Raw genomic sequence first — 16,366 nt, forward strand, 5'->3', positions numbered from 1 at the left:
TCATCACCCATGGCGAGCGCGCGCATGGCGTGGTCGCGCAATCGGTCGGCGGCGGTGGCGGCTATGGCGGCGACGCCAAGGGCAAGAGCTCGAATGCGTTGGCCATTGGCGGTCTCGGCGGCAATGGCGGCGATGGCGGCGATGTTACCGTCATCCGCACCGGCACGATCACGACGACGGGCAAGGATTCCATCGCCATCATCGCGCAGTCGGTCGGTGGCGGCGGCGGCATCGGTGGTGCCGGTTTCGGCCGCTTTGGCGCCGACGACGACGGCGGCGGGCCAAACGCCATCGGCTTCAACACGCCTGGTGGCACCAAGGGCACCGGCGGCAAGGTAACCATCATCCAGTCCGGCGCCATTGAGACCGATGGCGACCGTGGACACGGCGTCGTTGCCCAGGCGGTGGGCGGTGGCGGTGGCGCCGGCGGCATGGATTCGCTGGCCATGGGCCAGTCGGCGGCCGGCTCGCAAGGTGGTATCGGCGACGCTGCGGCGTCGGCCGCTAGCACGGACAGCCAAGTCTGGGTCAAGGGCGCAAGTTCGTATGCGATGTTCGGCCAGAGCGCGACAGGCGACGGCAATGCCCATGCGGTCGATCTGACGGCGGGTGACAGCCTGTTCGCGCAAGGTGCGGATTCCGTGGCTGTCTATGGCGAGAGCACGGCCAAGGGCGCCAAGGGCAACATCACCATCAACCTGAATGGCCAGTACACGATCGGCGGTGCCGGAACCGGCGTGGCGGCGATGCTTGTCGGGGGCGCAGACAACACGCTGAACAACCACAGCCTGCTCTATGCGATGGGGGCAACGCCGAGTTTCACCATCCAGGCGTCGCAATTTCAGGCATTCCAAGCCTTCCTGTTGGCGCCCGGTCCCGTCGTGCCGACGAATGCGATCCTGGAATCGCTTCTGGACGATTTCAGCCCACTGGCTATCACCGGCACATCGGGCGATGACCATGTGGAGAATTCGAAGAGCGCCGACACGCTCGGACGGGTGATCGGCAACATGGACCTCGGCGGCGGCACGAACAGCTTCCACAATATCGCCGACGCCTCGATGGTCGGCCTCAAGACCATCGATCTCGGCGGCGGCAAGTTCACCAATGACGGGCTGTTTACCAATCAGGGCATCGGCGTCGTGGCCAAAGTGGATGTCACGGGCGGCTTCACGCAGATATTCTCGGGCGACTTCGTCACCGACGTCGATCTCAACAACCAGATCACGGATGCCCTGGCACTAACGGTGGCCGGAGACTTCGATGGTGAAGCGCCGTTGAATTTCCTGTCGATCGACAAATTGTTCGCCGAATATGTGCTGGCCACCGGATCGGCGATGACCGATTCCGGCATCACGCCCACGACGCTGCATCCGGCGGTCGGCTTCAATTTCCTGACCAAGGTGGTCGGCGGAACGGATCTGGTTCTCTATGCCGACAATCCGACTTTCCTGGAGTTGGCACAGGATCCTAACTCCGGCACGACCGATCCCGGCGTCTTCCAGATGGCGCAGTATCTCGATGATGTCGAGGCTTCTTCGAGCCCAGACAATCCGATGGCGCTGTTGATCAACATGCTGCGCTTCCTGCCCGATGAAATGGAGCTCGGCTCGGCCCTGACGCGGCTGACGCCGCACTATGCCGTGCACACATTCGAGATGATCAACCGCTCCACGGACATCATGCTGGAGGCGGCGCGCGAATGCACCGGCGTTCGCGCCTACAAGGATCCCGACGGACGCTGTGTCTGGGCGTCGATCAGTCCGCAAGCCGAGTACAGCCGCGACGCTGAGGCCGGCACCACCAGCCGAGACGACGTCATGAAGACGATGTCGCTTGGCGGCATTGGCGAGGTCAGCCAGCACTGGTCGCTCGGCGCAACGATAGGCCGGACCGAATTCGACTCGAAGATCGATTTCAACGGCGAATTGCTGTCGGCCACGACAGGCGAATCCTGGCAGGCGTATGCGCTGGCGAAATATGCCGACAAGAACTACTTCATCGACTTCGCAGTCGGCGGCGGCACCGGCTCCTTCAAGGGCGAGCGCGATACGCATCTCGATCAGGTGGCCTTCATTCCGGGCGAAACGCTGATCGGCGATTATCTGCCGGAGGCATTGCTGCCTGGCATCGGCAACAGTGTCACCTACACGCAGAAAACCGCCCAGTTCGGCGGTTCGGCGCGGCTCGGCATAACGCAGGAGATGGGTGCTTTCTACCTGCAGCCGACCCTGCAGTTCGACGCGCGCTGGCTGCGTGTTTCCGGCAAGGAAGTGGGCTCGGTTGCCGCCTTCAACTTCGACGGCAGCGCCAACATGTATTATTCGGCGACGCCGGCTTTCGAGATCGGTACCGACATTGCACTCAGCGACATTGCCAGCCTTCGCGTCTACGGCAAGGCTGGCGTGGAGTTTTCCGACAAGGAGTGGGAAATCGAAGGTCGCTTCGCGGCGGCGGAGAATCTGCCTGGCAACCCCGCATTGCACTTGACGGAGGCCGTCGATTCGCCGCTCTATCGGGTCGGCGCCGGCCTTGAGCTGAACGGCGTCAATGGCGTCGGCATGTCCGTCAGATATAATGGCGCCTTCGGCGAAACGGTTAAACAGAACGCGATCAGCGCGTCTCTCAAGGTCAGTTTCTAGCTGGCCCGAGGCGGAGCCGGGCGGGAGGGATCTTGATGAGGAAGTACGCGTATTTCGTGGCGATGCTGGGTGTTGCCTGCACCGTCGGCGTGGCGGCCGTGGCGGCGCAAACCAAGAGCGACAAGGCGGTCGCGGCACCCGCTGCCGCGGATGTGCCGCAGTTGCCCGGCGGCGCGTCGGCACTGTCTGAAACCCACGGCGACTGGACGGTCAATTGCCAGATATCGGGCACGGCCAAGACCTGCAGCCTGTCGCATCAGCAATTCAACAAGCAAAGCAATCAGCGGCTGCTGGCGATCGAGCTGTCGAGCAAGACCGGCGAGGATGCCATGGGCACGCTTGCGTTGCCGTTCGGCCTGGCGCTGGCCAAGGGGGTCAGCCTGACCATCGACGATCAGAAGCTGGACGGCAGCCTGGCGTTCAACACCTGCCAGGTCGTCGGCTGTCTGGTGCCGGTGGTGTTCGATGCGACTGTCACGCCGCTGCTGAAATCAGGCACCACACTGAAGATCGACGCTTTCGCGGCAGATACCGGACAAGCGGTGAACTTTTCCATTCCGCTCAACGGCTTCGCCGGCGCGCTTGCCCGGACCGCGCAGCTTTTGACCAATTGAGGTAGAGCCGCAGGACTTAAAGCGCTGCCTGAATGTCGTCTCGCGGCAGGGCAGTGCGTCACTGCCTCAGAACGTCTCTGCGTCGGTTCAAACGATGATGGTTTTAAGCCTTTCGGCGATCAAGGCGGCGAGCCGCGCCGCCACATCGTCCTTGCTCATCTCCGGCCATTCCTCGACGCCAGCCTTTGACACGATCCGCACCCGGTTGCGATCGCCGCCCATCACGCCAGAAGAACCGACGCCGCTTCCCTGCGACACGTCGTTGGCGACGATGAGATCGGCGCCTTTTTTCTTGAGTTTGGCCTCGGCGTTGCGCAGGAGATCCTGCGTCTCGGCGGCGAAGCCGATAATCAGGCCGGGTCGCTGGCTGTGATGGCCGACGCCGGCGAGAATGTCGGGATTTTCGACCATGCGCAGCACCGGCGGCCCTTCGCCGGCCACCTTTTTGATCTTCTCACCGGCTGAATTTTCGGTTCGCCAGTCGGCAACGGCGGCGACGAACACCGCCGCGTCGGCAGGCAGGAGCTGTTCCACCGCGTCGCGCATCTCTTGCGCACGTTCGACATGGATGGTCTTCACGCCAGCCGGATCGGCAATGCCGACAGGACCGGAGACGAGGTGCACATCGGCGCCGAGCCTGGCCAGTGCTGCCGCTATGGCATGGCCCTGCTTGCCGGACGAACGGTTGGCGATGTAGCGCACCGGGTCGATCGGCTCATGCGTGGGGCCGGAGGTGACGATGATCCTGCGCCCCGACAGCGGCTTCGGGCCGACGTCGAGCAGTGCGTCGATCGCGGCGACGATCTCCAGCGGCTCGGCCATGCGGCCTTCGCCCGCTTCATTGCTTTCGGCCATCTCGCCCCTGACCGGACCGACGAAGATGACACCGTCTTTCTGCAGCGTCGCGCGGTTGCGGCGGGTGGCCGGATGCGCCCACATCCTCGGGTTCATGGCTGGCGCCATCAGCACCGGCTTGTCGGTGGCGATGAGCACCGTGGAGGCCAGATCGTTGGCGTGGCCATTGGCGAGCTTGGCCATCAGGTCGGCGGTGGCTGGCGCCACCACCAGCAGGTCGGCCTCGCGCGACAGCCTGATGTGGCCGACATCGTGCTCGTCCTGGCGGTCGAACAGTTCGGTAAAGACATGGTCGGCGGAGAGCGCGCCGGCCGACAGCGTGGTGATGAACTCCTGCGCGGCCGATGTCATGACCACCCGAACGCCGGCTCCGCGCTCGCGCAGCCGGCGGATGAGATCGAGCGCCTTGTAGGCGGCGATGCCGCCGCCGATGATGAGCAGGATGCGCTTGCCGGAGAGGCTCATGCCCAAGACCAGTTCTTATCGAGTGTCATGCCGGCTTCAGCGCCGGTTCGATATCGGTATGGATGAAATCATTGCCCTTGAAAAGCAGCGGCAGGTTTCGCGTCCTGGCGAGGGCGTAGGAAAAACAGTCGCCCATGTTGAGTTTGGCGGGATGGCCAGTGCCGCGGCCATAGAGGGCATAGGCTTCAATGCCGGCCTGTGCATGTTCGGCAGTGAGAGCGACGATCGTGACTTTCAGTCTTTCTAGAAGGCCTCTCAACTCAGCTGTGCCGGCCGCCCCATAACGTCCGACGACGACCGTGCCACATTCCATCAGGGTCGCGGCGCTCATAAACATCAGCTGATTTCCGGCGAGGCGCTGGGCTATCACCGGTGCATCAGGCTCCTGCTTGAGGATGGCCAAAATCGCGGAGGTGTCGATCACCACAGTCAGTCCTCCTCGATGAAGGACCAGAGCTCATCCGTTAGTTTTTTCTGATCGAAGTCCACTTTTCGCAATCGTCGACCGAATTCGAGGATTTCCTCTGCCGTGACGACATCGTCGTCGTGCTTGTTGACTGCCGCTACATCCTTCAACAACAGGGTTCTTGCCTCCTGCTCCATTGACACGCCATGTCTGGCGGCCTGCTCGCGCAGCCTTTGCTTCAAATCCTCGTCGAGATTGCGGATCGTCAGGGTGCCCATGGCTATTCCTGCATTCTTGCGATTGATTGATCCTTGGGTTTTTCCCCAGATGCCAAACCCGTTCGGTCGAACCCTTTTGTGGTCGGCAGCCCAACGGATGCGGCGAGCACGTCCCGCGCTTCCTGCTCCATGGAAACGCCCCGCGCGGCGCCGCGCTCGCGTAGCCGCCGCATGACATGGTCTTCCAGATTGCGGACGGTAATCCTCGCCATATGCACACTCCTACGTAGAATATAGCGATCTCGATTTCCGACTGCAATGACAGCATTGCTGTCATTGCCTGCACTCAGATGATCTTCCAGGCGATATAGACCAGCGTCAGCGCAATTACCCAGAGTGCCCAGCGGCCGGAGCGGCTGTAGCGCGCCTCGGCCTTGCCGATGGCGTCGGCGGTGGTCTCGTCGAAGCGCAGGCCGTGCTCGGCCATCAGGTCGATCTCGCGCGACAGCCGGTCGGTGCGCGCCGCAAGCTCGGGAATCTGGCGGGCCAGGGTGAGCAGCGCCCGGGCGCCGTCACGCGCATCGATCATCATGCCACGCGGCCCAAGATTGCCTGATATCCAGTCGCCGACCACCGGCTCGGCCGTCTTCCACATGTTGAAGGCCGGGTCGAGCGTGCGCGCCACGCCCTCGACCACCACCATGGTCTTCTGCAACAGGATCAATTCGGGCCGCGTCGCCATGTCGAAGAGTTCGGTGACCTCGAACAGCAGCGTCAGAAGCTTGGCCATCGAGATGGTCTCGGCCGGCTGGCCATGGATCGGCTCCCCGATCGCCCGGATCGCCTGCGCGAAGGCCGCGACATTGTGCTGGCGTGGCACATAGCCGGCCTCGAAATGGACCTCGGCGACACGCAGATAGTCGCGCGTGATGAAGCCGTAGAGAATTTCGGCGAGGAAGCGGCGCTCCTTCTTGCCGAGCCTGCCGGCAATGCCGAGATCGACGGCAACGATGGTGCCGTTTGCCTCGACGAACAAATTGCCCGGATGCATGTCGGCATGGAAGAAGCCGTCGCGCAGGGTGTGGCGCAGGAACGACTGGATGAGATTGGCTGCGATCGCCTTCAGATCGTGGCCGGCGGCCTCCAGGCCGGCAATGTCGTTCATCTTGACGCCGTCGACCCACTCCATGGTCAAGACGTCGCGGCCGGTGCGCTCCCAGTCGACGGACGGCACGCGAAAGCCGGGGTCATCCCTGGTGCTTTCGCCGAGCTCCGAGAGAGCCGCCGCCTCGAGGCGAAGATCCATCTCGATCTTGGTGGTCTGCGCCAGCGTCTGGGTGACCTCGACCGGCCGCAGCCGGCGGGACGAGGGGATGTATTTCTCCTGCAGGCGAGCGGCGAGGAAATAGCTTTCGAGATCCTGGAAGAAACGGCGGCGCACGCCGGGACGGATCACCTTGACCGCCACCTTGGTGGCAATGCCGTCATGGACAGCGTCGGCGGCATGGACCTGGGCGATGGAGGCGGCGGCGACCGGGTCGCCGAATTGCGTATAGAGATCGCCGATCTTGCGCCCGAGCGAAGCCTCGATCGCCGCGATGGCCTCGGCCCGGGGGAAGGTGTGCATCTTGTCCTGCAACGTGGCGAGATCGAGCGCCATGTCGTTGCCGACGACGTCGGGCCGTGTCGCCAGGAACTGGCCGAGCTTTACATAAGATGGACCGAGCCGGACGACCGCCTTGGCCAGCCGGTCGCTGCGCTCATAGGCCAGCGCGCGGCGGCGGGTGAACAGCCGCGCCATCCGCCATCCGAACTTCGGCAGGCCGGACAGTTCCTCACCCGGCAGAGCGGCGACGACACCCTCGCGGACCAGCACCCAGCCGGCCCTTACGAGCCGGAATCCTGCACTGACATTGCTCATGGCAGCGCCAATCCTGCCGGCTCTTTGAACCGGCATAGCACGCGTCGGTTGTGAGAAATGCGGCCCGGCCTCAAAGCTTCCAGCCCGAATGAAGTGCTGCAATACCGCCGGAGTAGTTGCGGAAGGAAACGCGGTCGAAGCCGGCGCGGGAAATCATCGTCGCGAAATTCTGTTGATTGGGAAACCTGGCGATCGATTCGACCAGATAGGAATAGGGTTCGCCGTCGCCAGTGACCATCTTGCCGATCTTTGGAATGGCGTTGAACGACCAGGCTTCGTAGGCCTTGTCGAGAAGCGGCATCTCGACCTCGGAAAACTCTAGGCACAGGAAGCGCCCGCCGGGCTTCAGCACGCGAAACGCTTCGCCCAAGGCCACCTCGATGCGCGGCACGTTGCGGATGCCGAAAGCGATGGTGTAAGCGTCGAATGTGGCATCGGCAAAGGGCAGTTCCTCGGCATTGGCCTCGACGAAATCGGTGTTGCCGGACAGGCCCTTCTTTTCGGCCCGGTCGCGGCCGACAGCCAGCATCGAGCCATTGATGTCGAGCACGGTGGCATGGGCATTGCCGTGGCTGGCATCGACGATGCGGAAGGCGATGTCGCCGGTGCCGCCGGCAACGTCCAGCACGCGCCAGCCGATCCTTTTGGGAGGATTGAGCCAGGTGACCATGGCGTCCTTCCACAGCCGGTGCAGGCCGGCCGACATCAGATCGTTCATCAGGTCGTAGCGGTTGGCGACCTTGTGGAAAACATCGTTGACCAGGGACTGCTTGTCGCCAGCCCCTACACGCTTGAAACCATAGGAGGTTTCCATGCCGCCCGCGGCCGTGGTTCTCTCAACTGACATTTTTTTGATCCGTCATAAAACCGGCGGGACCATAGCCGATCGATGGTGCGGGCGCTATTGTTTAAGGCGCGGTGTTCAGCCGCGCTTCCAGGTGGCGGGTTTTCGAGACCTGGACGGACCGACGGGATGGTTGAATGCCTTTGAAAGCGGAACTGCACTGCCACATCGAAGGGGCAGCGGCGCCCGAACTCGTCATCCGCCAGGCGCAGAAATACGGCAAGGACACCTCGCCCTATATCCAGAACGGTTCCTTCGTCTGGCATGACTTCACCTCCTTCCTGGCGGCTTATGATTTTTCCGCCGATCTGTTCCGGACCGAGGAGGACTATGCGCGGCTGGCCGACCATTATCTGACCAGTCTCGCTCGCGACGGCGCCATCTATTCCGAGGTGTTCACCTCGCCGGACCACGCGAAAAAGGCCGGCCTGTCGCCCAAGGCCTATACCGATGCGCTCGGCGAAGGCATGGCCCGCGCCAAGGCCAAGACCGGCATCGAGGGCCGCATGATCGTCACCGGCGTGCGCCATGTCGGCGTCGAGTCGATCGAGCAGGCGGCGCGCTTTGCGGCGCGCTGCGGGCATCCGCTGGTCACCGGTTTCGGTGTCGCCGGCGATGAGCGCATCGGCGATATGGAGGACTATGTCAGGGCTTTCGAGATCGCCCGCGAGGCCGGGCTCGGCATCACCATCCACGCCGGCGAATTGACGGGCTGGGAGACCGTCCAGGCGGCGCTCGATCATATCCGTCCGTCCCGCATCGGCCATGGCGTGCGCGCCATCGAGAACCCGGACCTCGTCCGGCGCATCGCCGACGAGGGCGTCGTGCTGGAATGCTGCCCCGGTTCCAACATCGCGCTCAAGGTGTTCGACAGTTTCGCCGATCATCCATTTCCGGCCCTGCAGGCGGCCGGCTGCAAGGTGACGCTCAATTCCGACGATCCGCCCTATTTCTGGACCTCGCTGAAGCGGGAATACGACATTGCCGCCGAGCATTTCTCGATGAACGAAAAGGCGCTGGCCGCCGTCACCCGCACCGCCATCGAAGCCGCTTTCGTCGATAGAAAGACGAAGACCGCGCTTCTTGCCCGGTTGAACAGCGCGGCACGCTGATTTCCGCCGACAAAGCTGTGGTCGGTGCGGGCCAAGCGGTTCCTTGACCGGCGCATTGCCGCTAGGGTTCGCTCAGGCAGCTTGAAGCGCGGCGCGTCCGAAAGGGCCATGCGCGCATTTTCGGGCGCAGGCATCAGGAGAACACCATGCAGGGCGTCACCGTCGTCGACCACCCGCTTGTCCAGCACAAGCTGACCATCATGCGCAAGAAGGAAACCTCGACGGCCGGCTTTCGCCGGCTGCTGCGCGAAATCTCGCTGCTGCTCGGATACGAGGTCACCCGCAACCTCGAACTGACGACGACGACCATCGAGACGCCGATGGAAACCATGGAAGCGCCGACGCTTGAGGGCAAGAAGCTGGTCTTTGCCTCCGTGCTGCGCGCCGGCAACGGCTTGCTGGAAGGCCTGCTCGACCTGGTTCCGGCGGCCCGCGTCGCCCATGTCGGTCTCTACCGCGATCACGAAACGCTGGAAGCGGTCGAATATTTCTTCAAGGCGCCGAGCGATCTCGCCGACCGGCTGGTGATCGTCGTCGATCCGATGCTGGCCACCGCCAATTCGGCGATCGCGGCGATCGACAAGCTGAAAGAGCGCGGCGCCACCAACATCCGTTTCCTTTGCCTGCTGGCGGCGCCCGAAGGCATCGAACGCTTTCTCAAGGCGCATCCGGACGTTCCCGTCTTCACCGCTTCGATCGACCGCCAGCTCAACGAGAAGGGCTACATCATGCCCGGCCTCGGCGACGCCGGCGACCGCATGTACGGGACCAAGTAATACCAGGCAAAGTCACCTGGTGCGATTTACCAAACGTTTACGCAAAGGCGCGGTTTTGGCGCGCGTTAAAGCGGCAAACACCATCCGGGTCTAACGATCGGCTGTCACTACGGCGCCGCGCGTCCATTTCGGACGCGCAAAGGACGCTGTAGCATTTTGATTTGCGCGTGAGCCTTTCGGAAATCGATCCCGATTTCCGGGGTCATGCGGCGAGGCCGATCCATGCTGCGCAAACTTCTGATCCTCGCCGTTTTCGCCGGTTCATCGGCATCGATACCGATTGTGTACCAGTCCAATCCGCAACTCGTCGAAAACCTGCTGAGGTCGGCGGTGCCGGGCAAACAAGCGGTCGAAGCCCAACCAGACGTCAATCTGGCATCGGTGCCCAACAAGCCCGCGGCACCGCTGCCGATGGGCCGCAAGGTGGTCGTCGCGGCAGACGAGCGCGGACATTTCTCATCGGCTTTCAAGTTCAACGGGCGCCAGGTCGACGGCATGATCGACACCGGCGCCACGCTGGTCGCCATCAACATGTCGACGGCACGCCGAATCGGCTTGTCGCTGAATGCTTCGGACTTCAGCCACGAGGTCAACACGGCCAACGGCACCATCAAGGCGGCCGTGGCCATGATCGACCGCCTGCAGATCGGCAACATCACGGTCAATGACGTCCAGACCATCGTGCTCGACGACAGGGCGCTGCGCACCAATCTGATCGGCATGAGCTTTCTCAACCGGCTCGACAAATACCAGGTCGAGAACGGCACGCTGCTGCTCGTCCAGTAAGGCTATTCGTTTTCCGCAATTTCCAAGGGAAAGCGCTATGCGCTTTCCCGGGAAAACCGGTCCACCACTTTTCCTGGAATTGCTTCAGCCGCGCGGCAGAATCCGCCGGATGACCGACTTGTCGGCGGGCGGCTTCGAGGCGCCGACCGTATAGGCCGAAAGCACGGTAGCCGCGGCGGCCTCGGCATCGGCCGATGAGCGGGCATGGATCAGCGCCAGCGGCTCGCCGATCCCAACCTCCGCACCGACCGGCAACAACCTGGTGATGCCGACCGCGGGGTCGATCTTGTCGTCCGGCCGCGTGCGCCCACCTCCCAGGCCGACCACGGCGAGCCCGATATCGCGGGTGGCGATGCCGGTGACGAAGCCGTTTGCGGTCGCGTTGACGGCAAATTCGATCGCCGCCGCTGGCAGATACTTTTCCGGTTTCTCGATGAAATCGGCGGGGCCGCCAAGCGCGGCCACCATGCGTGCGAAGGTGGCGGCGGCGCGGCCGCTGGCGAGTGTCTCGGTGGCGCGCCGCATGCCATCCTGGTTGGACGACACCAGCCCGGCCGACTGCAGCATTTCGGCGGCCAGCGCCAGCGTCACGTCCTCGAGCCGACGGTCACGATACCGGCCGGTGAGGAAATCAACGGCGTTGCGCACCTCGACGGCGTTGCCGGCGGCCGACGCCAAGGGCTCGTTCATGCCGGTGATCAACGCCGAAGCCTTTAGTCCGGCGCCGTTGGCGATCTCAACCAGGCTGTTGGCGAGTGCGGTGGCGTCGCGCGATTTTTCCATGAAGGCGCCGTTGCCGACCTTGACGTCGAGCACCAGCGATTGCAGCCCGGCCGCCAGCTTCTTCGACAGGATCGAAGCGGTGATCAGCGGCACCGATTCGACCGTGCCGGAGACGTCGCGGATCGCGTAGAGCCGTCGATCGGCGGGCGCGAGGTCGGCGGTCTGGCCGATGATGGCACAGCCTGTTTCGAGCACCGCCTTGCGAAACAGCGCTACATCGGGCTGGCTGATGTAGCCGGGAATGGCATCCATCTTGTCCAGCGTGCCGCCGGTGTGGCCAAGGCCGCGGCCCGAGATCATCGGTACATAGGCGCCGCAGGCGGCGACGATCGGCGCCAGCATCAGCGAGACATTGTCGCCGACGCCGCCGGTCGAATGCTTGTCGGTGACCGGGCCGGGCAGGTCCGACCAGTCGAGCACATCGCCGGAATCGCGCATCGCCAGCGTGAGCGCCACGGCCTCGTCGCGGTTCATGCCGTTGAAGAACACCGCCATGGCGAAGGCGCCGGCCTGGCCATCGGTGACGGCGCCCGACGTCACGCCCGCGACGAAGCCGGCGATCTCCTCTTCCGACAGCCTGAGGCCATCGCGCTTGCGGCGGATGATTTCCTGGGGAAGCATCAGATCTCCAGCAGTCCGTCGCGGAACACGCGTTGCAGGATCGTCGCCAGCCGCGCGCCACCGACCGGGGCCATGTCCTTGGTCTCCTGGTGCGAAAGCTCGGCCCCGGTCATGCCGGCGGCCAGATTGGTGATGACCGAACAGGCGGCGACGCGCAGTCCTAGGAAGCGGGCGAGAATGACCTCCGGTACGGTCGACATGCCGACCGCATTGGCGCCCATGATGCGCGCCATGCGGATCTCGGCCGGCGTTTCGAAGCATGGACCGGAGAACCACATATAGACGCCCTTGTGCAGGGTGGTGCCGGTCGCATTTGCCGCCCGTTCGATGGCCTGGCGGATGCCGGCATCATAGGCTTCAGTCAGGCCGACGAAACGCCGGTCGCTTGGTTCGCCGATCAGCGGATTGGTGCCCGAGAAATTGATGTGGTCCGATATCAGCATTACCGAGCCAGGCGGCATGTCCGGATCGACCGAGCCGGCGGCATTGGTGAGGATCAGTTTCGTGATGCCGATGCCGGCAAGCACTTCCAGCACCGGCCGCATCGCCGCGGCGTTGCCGTGCTCGTAGTAATGGGCGCGGCCCGACAGCATCAGCACCGGCACGCCGGCAAACAGCCCTGCCACCACTTCGCCGGCGTGCCCGGTGACACCGCTTCTGGGAAAACCGGGCAGGTCGGCATAGGAGATGCGGATCGGGTCCTCGATCTGGTCGACCAGACCGCCGAGGCCCGAACCGAGCACCAGGGCCGTGGCCGGCGCCAGGCCGTCCAGCCTTTCGACGAGATGATCCAGGGTTTTTTCCGTCATCGCTGCCAGCTGTTCATTTGAGCCCGTTGTTCATTTCAAAATATCGCCGCGGAAACCGTAAGGCAGCATGTCGCCCATGGTCACGGTCTCGGCCACACCTGCATTGTCGCAGAGATAGAGCTTTGTTTCCGGCCGGCAGAATTCGGCCAGCCGCTGCCGGCAGCCGCCGCAAGGCGAGCATTTCGCCATGCGTTCGGCGATGACGGCGATTTCCACGATCTTGCCGCCGCCGCCCATGATGTAGTGGCCGAGCGCCGTGGTCTCGGCGCACCAGCCTTCCGGATAGGAGGCGACTTCGATGTTGGCGCCGGTAAAGACGCGCCCGTCCTCGGTGCGCAAGGCAGCGCCGACCGGAAACTTAGAATAGGGCGCGTAGGCCTTGGCCATGGCGGCCTTGGCGGCCTCGAACAGATCATGCGACATTCAGGTGTTCTCTCCGATGATCGTGTTCAAAACCCGGCGCAAAGCCGACCTGCCGCTCAACGTTCCTTGACATAAGGTACGCCGCCGGCGCGTGGCGGGATTGCCTTGCCGATGAAGCCGGCGAGCAGGATGACGGTGAGGATGTAGGGCAGCGCCTGCATGAACTGCGCAGGCACCTTGCCGATGATGGGCAGCGGTGATCCCTGCAGGCGGATCGACGCCGCGTCCAGGAAGCCGAACAGAAGGCAGGCGAACATGGCGTTGACCGGCTTCCACTTGGCAAAGATCAAGGCTGCCAGCGCGATATAGCCCTTGCCGGCGGTCATGTCCTTCACGAAGCCGCCATTTTGCACCATCGACAGGTAGGCGCCGGCAATGCCGGTGAGGATGCCGGTGCAGATCAGCGCCCTGTAGCGCAGCCAGGCGACCGATATGCCGGCAGTATCGACGGCGGCCGGGTTCTCGCCTACGGCGCGCAGCCTGAGGCCAAAACGGGTGCGAAACAGCACCCACCAGGTGAACGGCACCATCAGGAAGGCAAGATAGACCAGGATCGAGTGGCCCGACAGGAGCTCGGCATAGATCGGTCCGATGATCGGAACGCCGCGGATGGCCTCGGCGCCCGGCAAGGTGATGGCCTCGAAGCGCTCGCCCGGTTGCAGCGCCGGCGTGCGCCCGCCCTGCTGGAACCAGGCCTGGCCGAGGATGATGGTCGAGCCGGCGGCGATGAAATTGATCGCCACGCCGGAGACGATCTGGTTGCCGCGATGGGTGATCGAGGCAAAACCGTGGATCATGGCAAAGGCGACCGAGATCAGGATCGCCATGCCGAGGCCGAGAAAGGCCGAATGGAACACGGAAGCGGCGGCCGCACCGGCGAAGGCGCCGACCAGCATCTTGCCTTCGAGACCGATGTCGAAGATGCCGGCGCGTTCCGAATAGAGGCCGGCGAGGCAGGCAAGCAGCAGCGGCACCGAAAGGCGGATGGTGGAGTCCAGTGTCTGGATGATCGCGTTGAACACATCCATCTCAGGCACCTTTCCCCTTGACCGCTTCCATGCCCACCGATCGCGGACTGAACGAGGCGAACAGCGCCTGGATGTAGGGCCGGAACATGTGCTCGAGGGCACCGGCAAACAGGATCACCAGGCCTTGAATGATGACGATCATGTCGCGGCTGATCGCCGGCATCTCGAAGGCGAGTTCGGCGCCGCCCTGGTAGAGCATGCCGAACAGGATCGCCGCCAGCACGATGCCGACAGGGTGCAGGCGGCCCATCAGCGCCACGGCGATGCCGACGAAGCCGGCGCCGGAAACGAAGTCGATGGCGACATTGTGCTGATCGCCCATCACCGGATTGAGTGCCATCATGCCGGCCAGCCCGCCCGAGATCATCATGGCGGTGATGATGATGCGGGTTTCGGAGATGCCGGCATAGCGTGCCGCTTTCGGGCTGTGACCGTAGGTGCGCATTTCATAGCCGAGCTTGGTGCGCCAGATCAGCAGCCAGACCAGGAAGGCCATGACCAGCGCCAGCAGGAAGGTGACATTGAGCGGCGCCGAACGGATCTTGGCGCCGAACAGCTCGATGATCCAGTTGAGCTTGGGCAATTCCGCGCCGGCGAGGAAGTTACGCGTCTGCGGCGCTTGCGAGGCGGCTGGCTTCAACGGGCCGACCAGCAGGTAAACCATGATCGAGGCGGCGATGAAGTTGAACATGATGGTGGTGATGACGATGTGCGAGCCACGCTTGGCCTGCAGATAGGCCGGGATGAGCGCCCACAATGCGCCGACCGTCGCCGCAGCAATGATCGCCAGCGGGAAGGTCAGCCACCATGGCAGTGTGCTGTCGAAGCTCAGGCAGACGATGGCGATGCCGAGGCCGGCGATGTAGGCCTGCCCTTCGGTGCCGATGTTGAACAGGCCGCAATGCGCGGCCACCGCCACCGAAAGCCCGGTGAAGATGAAGGTGGTCGCATAAAAGAGGGTGAAGGCGATGCCTGTGCCTTTGCCGAAGGCGCCCTCGACCAGGATGACGGCTGCGCGCAGCGGATTCTCGCCGACCAGAAGCACGACGAAGCCGGCGACGACGAAGGCGACGAACAGATTGATCAGCGGGATCAGGCCATAGTCGGCCCAGGCCGGCAGTTTGGCGTAGGGCGCGCTCAAAGTGCTGCCTCCTGGTGCTCGATGCCAGCCATCAGCAGGCCGAGCTCGCCCTCGGTCGCTTCGGGGCCGCGTTCGCCGACGATGCGGCCCGCAAACATCACCAGGATACGGTCGGACAGCGAACGGATCTCGTCCAGCTCGACCGACACCACCAGCACCGCCTTGCCCTGGTCGCGCATGGCGATCAGGCGCTTGTGGATGAATTCGATGGCGCCGACATCGACGCCGCGTGTCGGCTGGCCAACGATCAGAACACCAGGGTCCTGTTCCATCTCCCGCGCCAGCACGATCTTCTGCTGGTTGCCGCCGGAGAAATTGGCGGTCTTCAGCCGGCAGTCGGCCGGCCGGATATCGTATTTGGCGATCTTGTCCCTGGCATCGTTGCGGATGGCATCGATGTTGAGGAACGGCCCCTTCAAATAACGGGGATCATCGTGATAGCCGAGGATCGAATTCTCGTTCTCCTCGAAGGCCAGCACCAGCCCGACGTGATGGCGGTCCTCCGGCACATGCGCCAGGCCGCGGTCGCGCAGTTCGCCCGGGTCGGCGGCGCCGGTCAGGTCGATCGGCTTGCCGTCGAGCATGACCGAGCCGGACACCGCACGCCTGATGCCGGAAATCGCCTCGAGCAGTTCGGATTGTCCGTTGCCGGCGACACCGGCGATGCCGACGATCTCGCCGGCCCTGATATCGAAGGAGATGTCGTCGACCATGGTTACGCCGCGCGTATCCTTCACCGTCAGGTTCTTGACAGCGAGCTTGACGGCGCCGGCCTCGGCCTCGCCCTTCTCGACCCGCAAGAGCACGCGCCGCCCGACCATCAGCTCGGCCAGTTCCTCGACAGTCGTCTTCCTGGTTTCGCGCGTCGCCACCATCGTGCCCTGGCGCATCACCGACACGGTGTCGGTGATGGCCATGATCT

The 16,366-nt window shown here is 63.7% G+C and carries 17 protein-coding genes; 5 read left to right on the top strand and 12 right to left on the bottom strand.

Annotated elements, in window-relative coordinates:
• Window positions 1–2,642: autotransporter outer membrane beta-barrel domain-containing protein (locus EN906_RS05565; protein WP_164777104.1), on the top strand; the 2,642-nt coding region annotated here is incomplete at its 5' end.
• A 35-nt stretch (window positions 2,643–2,677) separates the two neighbouring features.
• Entirely contained in the window at window positions 2,678–3,256 is a 579-nt protein-coding gene (locus EN906_RS05570; protein ID WP_127272727.1) for an invasion associated locus B family protein, read from the top strand.
• Between the two features lie 87 nt (window positions 3,257–3,343).
• Here EN906_RS05570 and coaBC read toward each other — a convergent pair whose 3' ends face one another.
• The 6 genes from coaBC to ubiE all read right to left on the bottom strand — a co-directional run bounded on the left by coaBC (window position 3,344) and on the right by ubiE (window position 7,968).
• Complete coding sequence (gene coaBC, locus EN906_RS05575) at window positions 3,344–4,576, bottom strand: bifunctional phosphopantothenoylcysteine decarboxylase/phosphopantothenate--cysteine ligase CoaBC (protein ID WP_127302015.1); 1,233 nt, start codon at window positions 4,574–4,576, stop codon at window positions 3,344–3,346.
• Window positions 4,577–4,601: 25 nt separating this feature from the next.
• The gene (locus EN906_RS05580; protein ID WP_127270488.1) at window positions 4,602–5,003 is read right to left on the bottom strand and encodes a type II toxin-antitoxin system VapC family toxin; all 402 of its coding nucleotides are present in this window, start codon (window positions 5,001–5,003) and stop codon (window positions 4,602–4,604) included.
• Between the two features lie 2 nt (window positions 5,004–5,005).
• Entirely contained in the window at window positions 5,006–5,260 is a 255-nt protein-coding gene (locus EN906_RS05585) for a hypothetical protein (RefSeq protein ID WP_127270486.1), read from the bottom strand.
• Between the two features lie 2 nt (window positions 5,261–5,262).
• Window positions 5,263–5,472 carry a hypothetical protein gene (locus EN906_RS05590; RefSeq protein ID WP_127270485.1) on the bottom strand — a complete coding sequence of 70 codons (210 nt, stop codon included), beginning with the start codon at window positions 5,470–5,472 and terminating at the stop codon, window positions 5,263–5,265.
• A gap of 74 nt (window positions 5,473–5,546) precedes the next feature.
• A complete protein-coding gene (gene ubiB / locus EN906_RS05595) occupies window positions 5,547–7,121 on the bottom strand; it encodes a 2-polyprenylphenol 6-hydroxylase (RefSeq protein ID WP_127272445.1) in 1,575 nt (524 codons plus the stop codon).
• Between the two features lie 70 nt (window positions 7,122–7,191).
• Entirely contained in the window at window positions 7,192–7,968 is a 777-nt protein-coding gene (gene ubiE, locus EN906_RS05600; protein WP_127266931.1) for a bifunctional demethylmenaquinone methyltransferase/2-methoxy-6-polyprenyl-1,4-benzoquinol methylase UbiE, read from the bottom strand.
• Window positions 7,969–8,102: 134 nt separating this feature from the next.
• On the opposite strand from ubiE, the gene EN906_RS05605 reads away from it, so the two are divergent.
• The 3 genes from EN906_RS05605 (at window position 8,103) to EN906_RS05615 (ending at window position 10,639) form a co-directional block, all read left to right on the top strand.
• The gene (locus tag EN906_RS05605; protein WP_127266930.1) at window positions 8,103–9,077 is read left to right on the top strand and encodes an adenosine deaminase; all 975 of its coding nucleotides are present in this window, start codon (window positions 8,103–8,105) and stop codon (window positions 9,075–9,077) included.
• Between the two features lie 146 nt (window positions 9,078–9,223).
• A complete protein-coding gene (gene upp, locus EN906_RS05610; protein WP_127266929.1) occupies window positions 9,224–9,853 on the top strand; it encodes a uracil phosphoribosyltransferase in 630 nt (209 codons plus the stop codon).
• A gap of 222 nt (window positions 9,854–10,075) precedes the next feature.
• Window positions 10,076–10,639, top strand: coding sequence for a TIGR02281 family clan AA aspartic protease (locus tag EN906_RS05615; RefSeq protein ID WP_127266928.1), 564 nt, complete (start codon window positions 10,076–10,078; stop codon window positions 10,637–10,639).
• A gap of 84 nt (window positions 10,640–10,723) precedes the next feature.
• Here EN906_RS05615 and deoA read toward each other — a convergent pair whose 3' ends face one another.
• From deoA to EN906_RS05645, 6 genes are all read right to left on the bottom strand, one after another.
• Window positions 10,724–12,043, bottom strand: a complete 1,320-nt coding sequence (deoA, locus tag EN906_RS05620) for a thymidine phosphorylase (RefSeq protein ID WP_127266927.1) — start codon at window positions 12,041–12,043, stop codon at window positions 10,724–10,726.
• Window positions 12,043–12,852 carry a purine-nucleoside phosphorylase gene (locus EN906_RS05625; RefSeq protein ID WP_127266926.1) on the bottom strand — a complete coding sequence of 270 codons (810 nt, stop codon included), beginning with the start codon at window positions 12,850–12,852 and terminating at the stop codon, window positions 12,043–12,045. The genes deoA and EN906_RS05625 overlap by 1 nt, the downstream gene beginning before the upstream one ends.
• 30 nt (window positions 12,853–12,882) lie before the next feature.
• Window positions 12,883–13,275, bottom strand: a complete 393-nt coding sequence (gene cdd / locus EN906_RS05630; protein WP_127266925.1) for a cytidine deaminase — start codon at window positions 13,273–13,275, stop codon at window positions 12,883–12,885.
• A gap of 56 nt (window positions 13,276–13,331) precedes the next feature.
• The gene (locus EN906_RS05635; RefSeq protein WP_127266924.1) at window positions 13,332–14,303 is read right to left on the bottom strand and encodes an ABC transporter permease; all 972 of its coding nucleotides are present in this window, start codon (window positions 14,301–14,303) and stop codon (window positions 13,332–13,334) included.
• A 1-nt stretch (window position 14,304) separates the two neighbouring features.
• The gene (locus EN906_RS05640) at window positions 14,305–15,444 is read right to left on the bottom strand and encodes an ABC transporter permease (RefSeq protein WP_127266923.1); all 1,140 of its coding nucleotides are present in this window, start codon (window positions 15,442–15,444) and stop codon (window positions 14,305–14,307) included.
• Window positions 15,441–16,366: ATP-binding cassette domain-containing protein (locus tag EN906_RS05645; RefSeq protein WP_127375097.1), on the bottom strand; the 926-nt coding region annotated here is incomplete at its 5' end. The genes EN906_RS05640 and EN906_RS05645, both read right to left, overlap by 4 nt.

This window comes from Mesorhizobium sp. M7A.F.Ca.CA.004.06.1.1 (genome assembly GCF_003999135.1).
GTDB lineage: Bacteria > Pseudomonadota > Alphaproteobacteria > Rhizobiales > Rhizobiaceae > Mesorhizobium.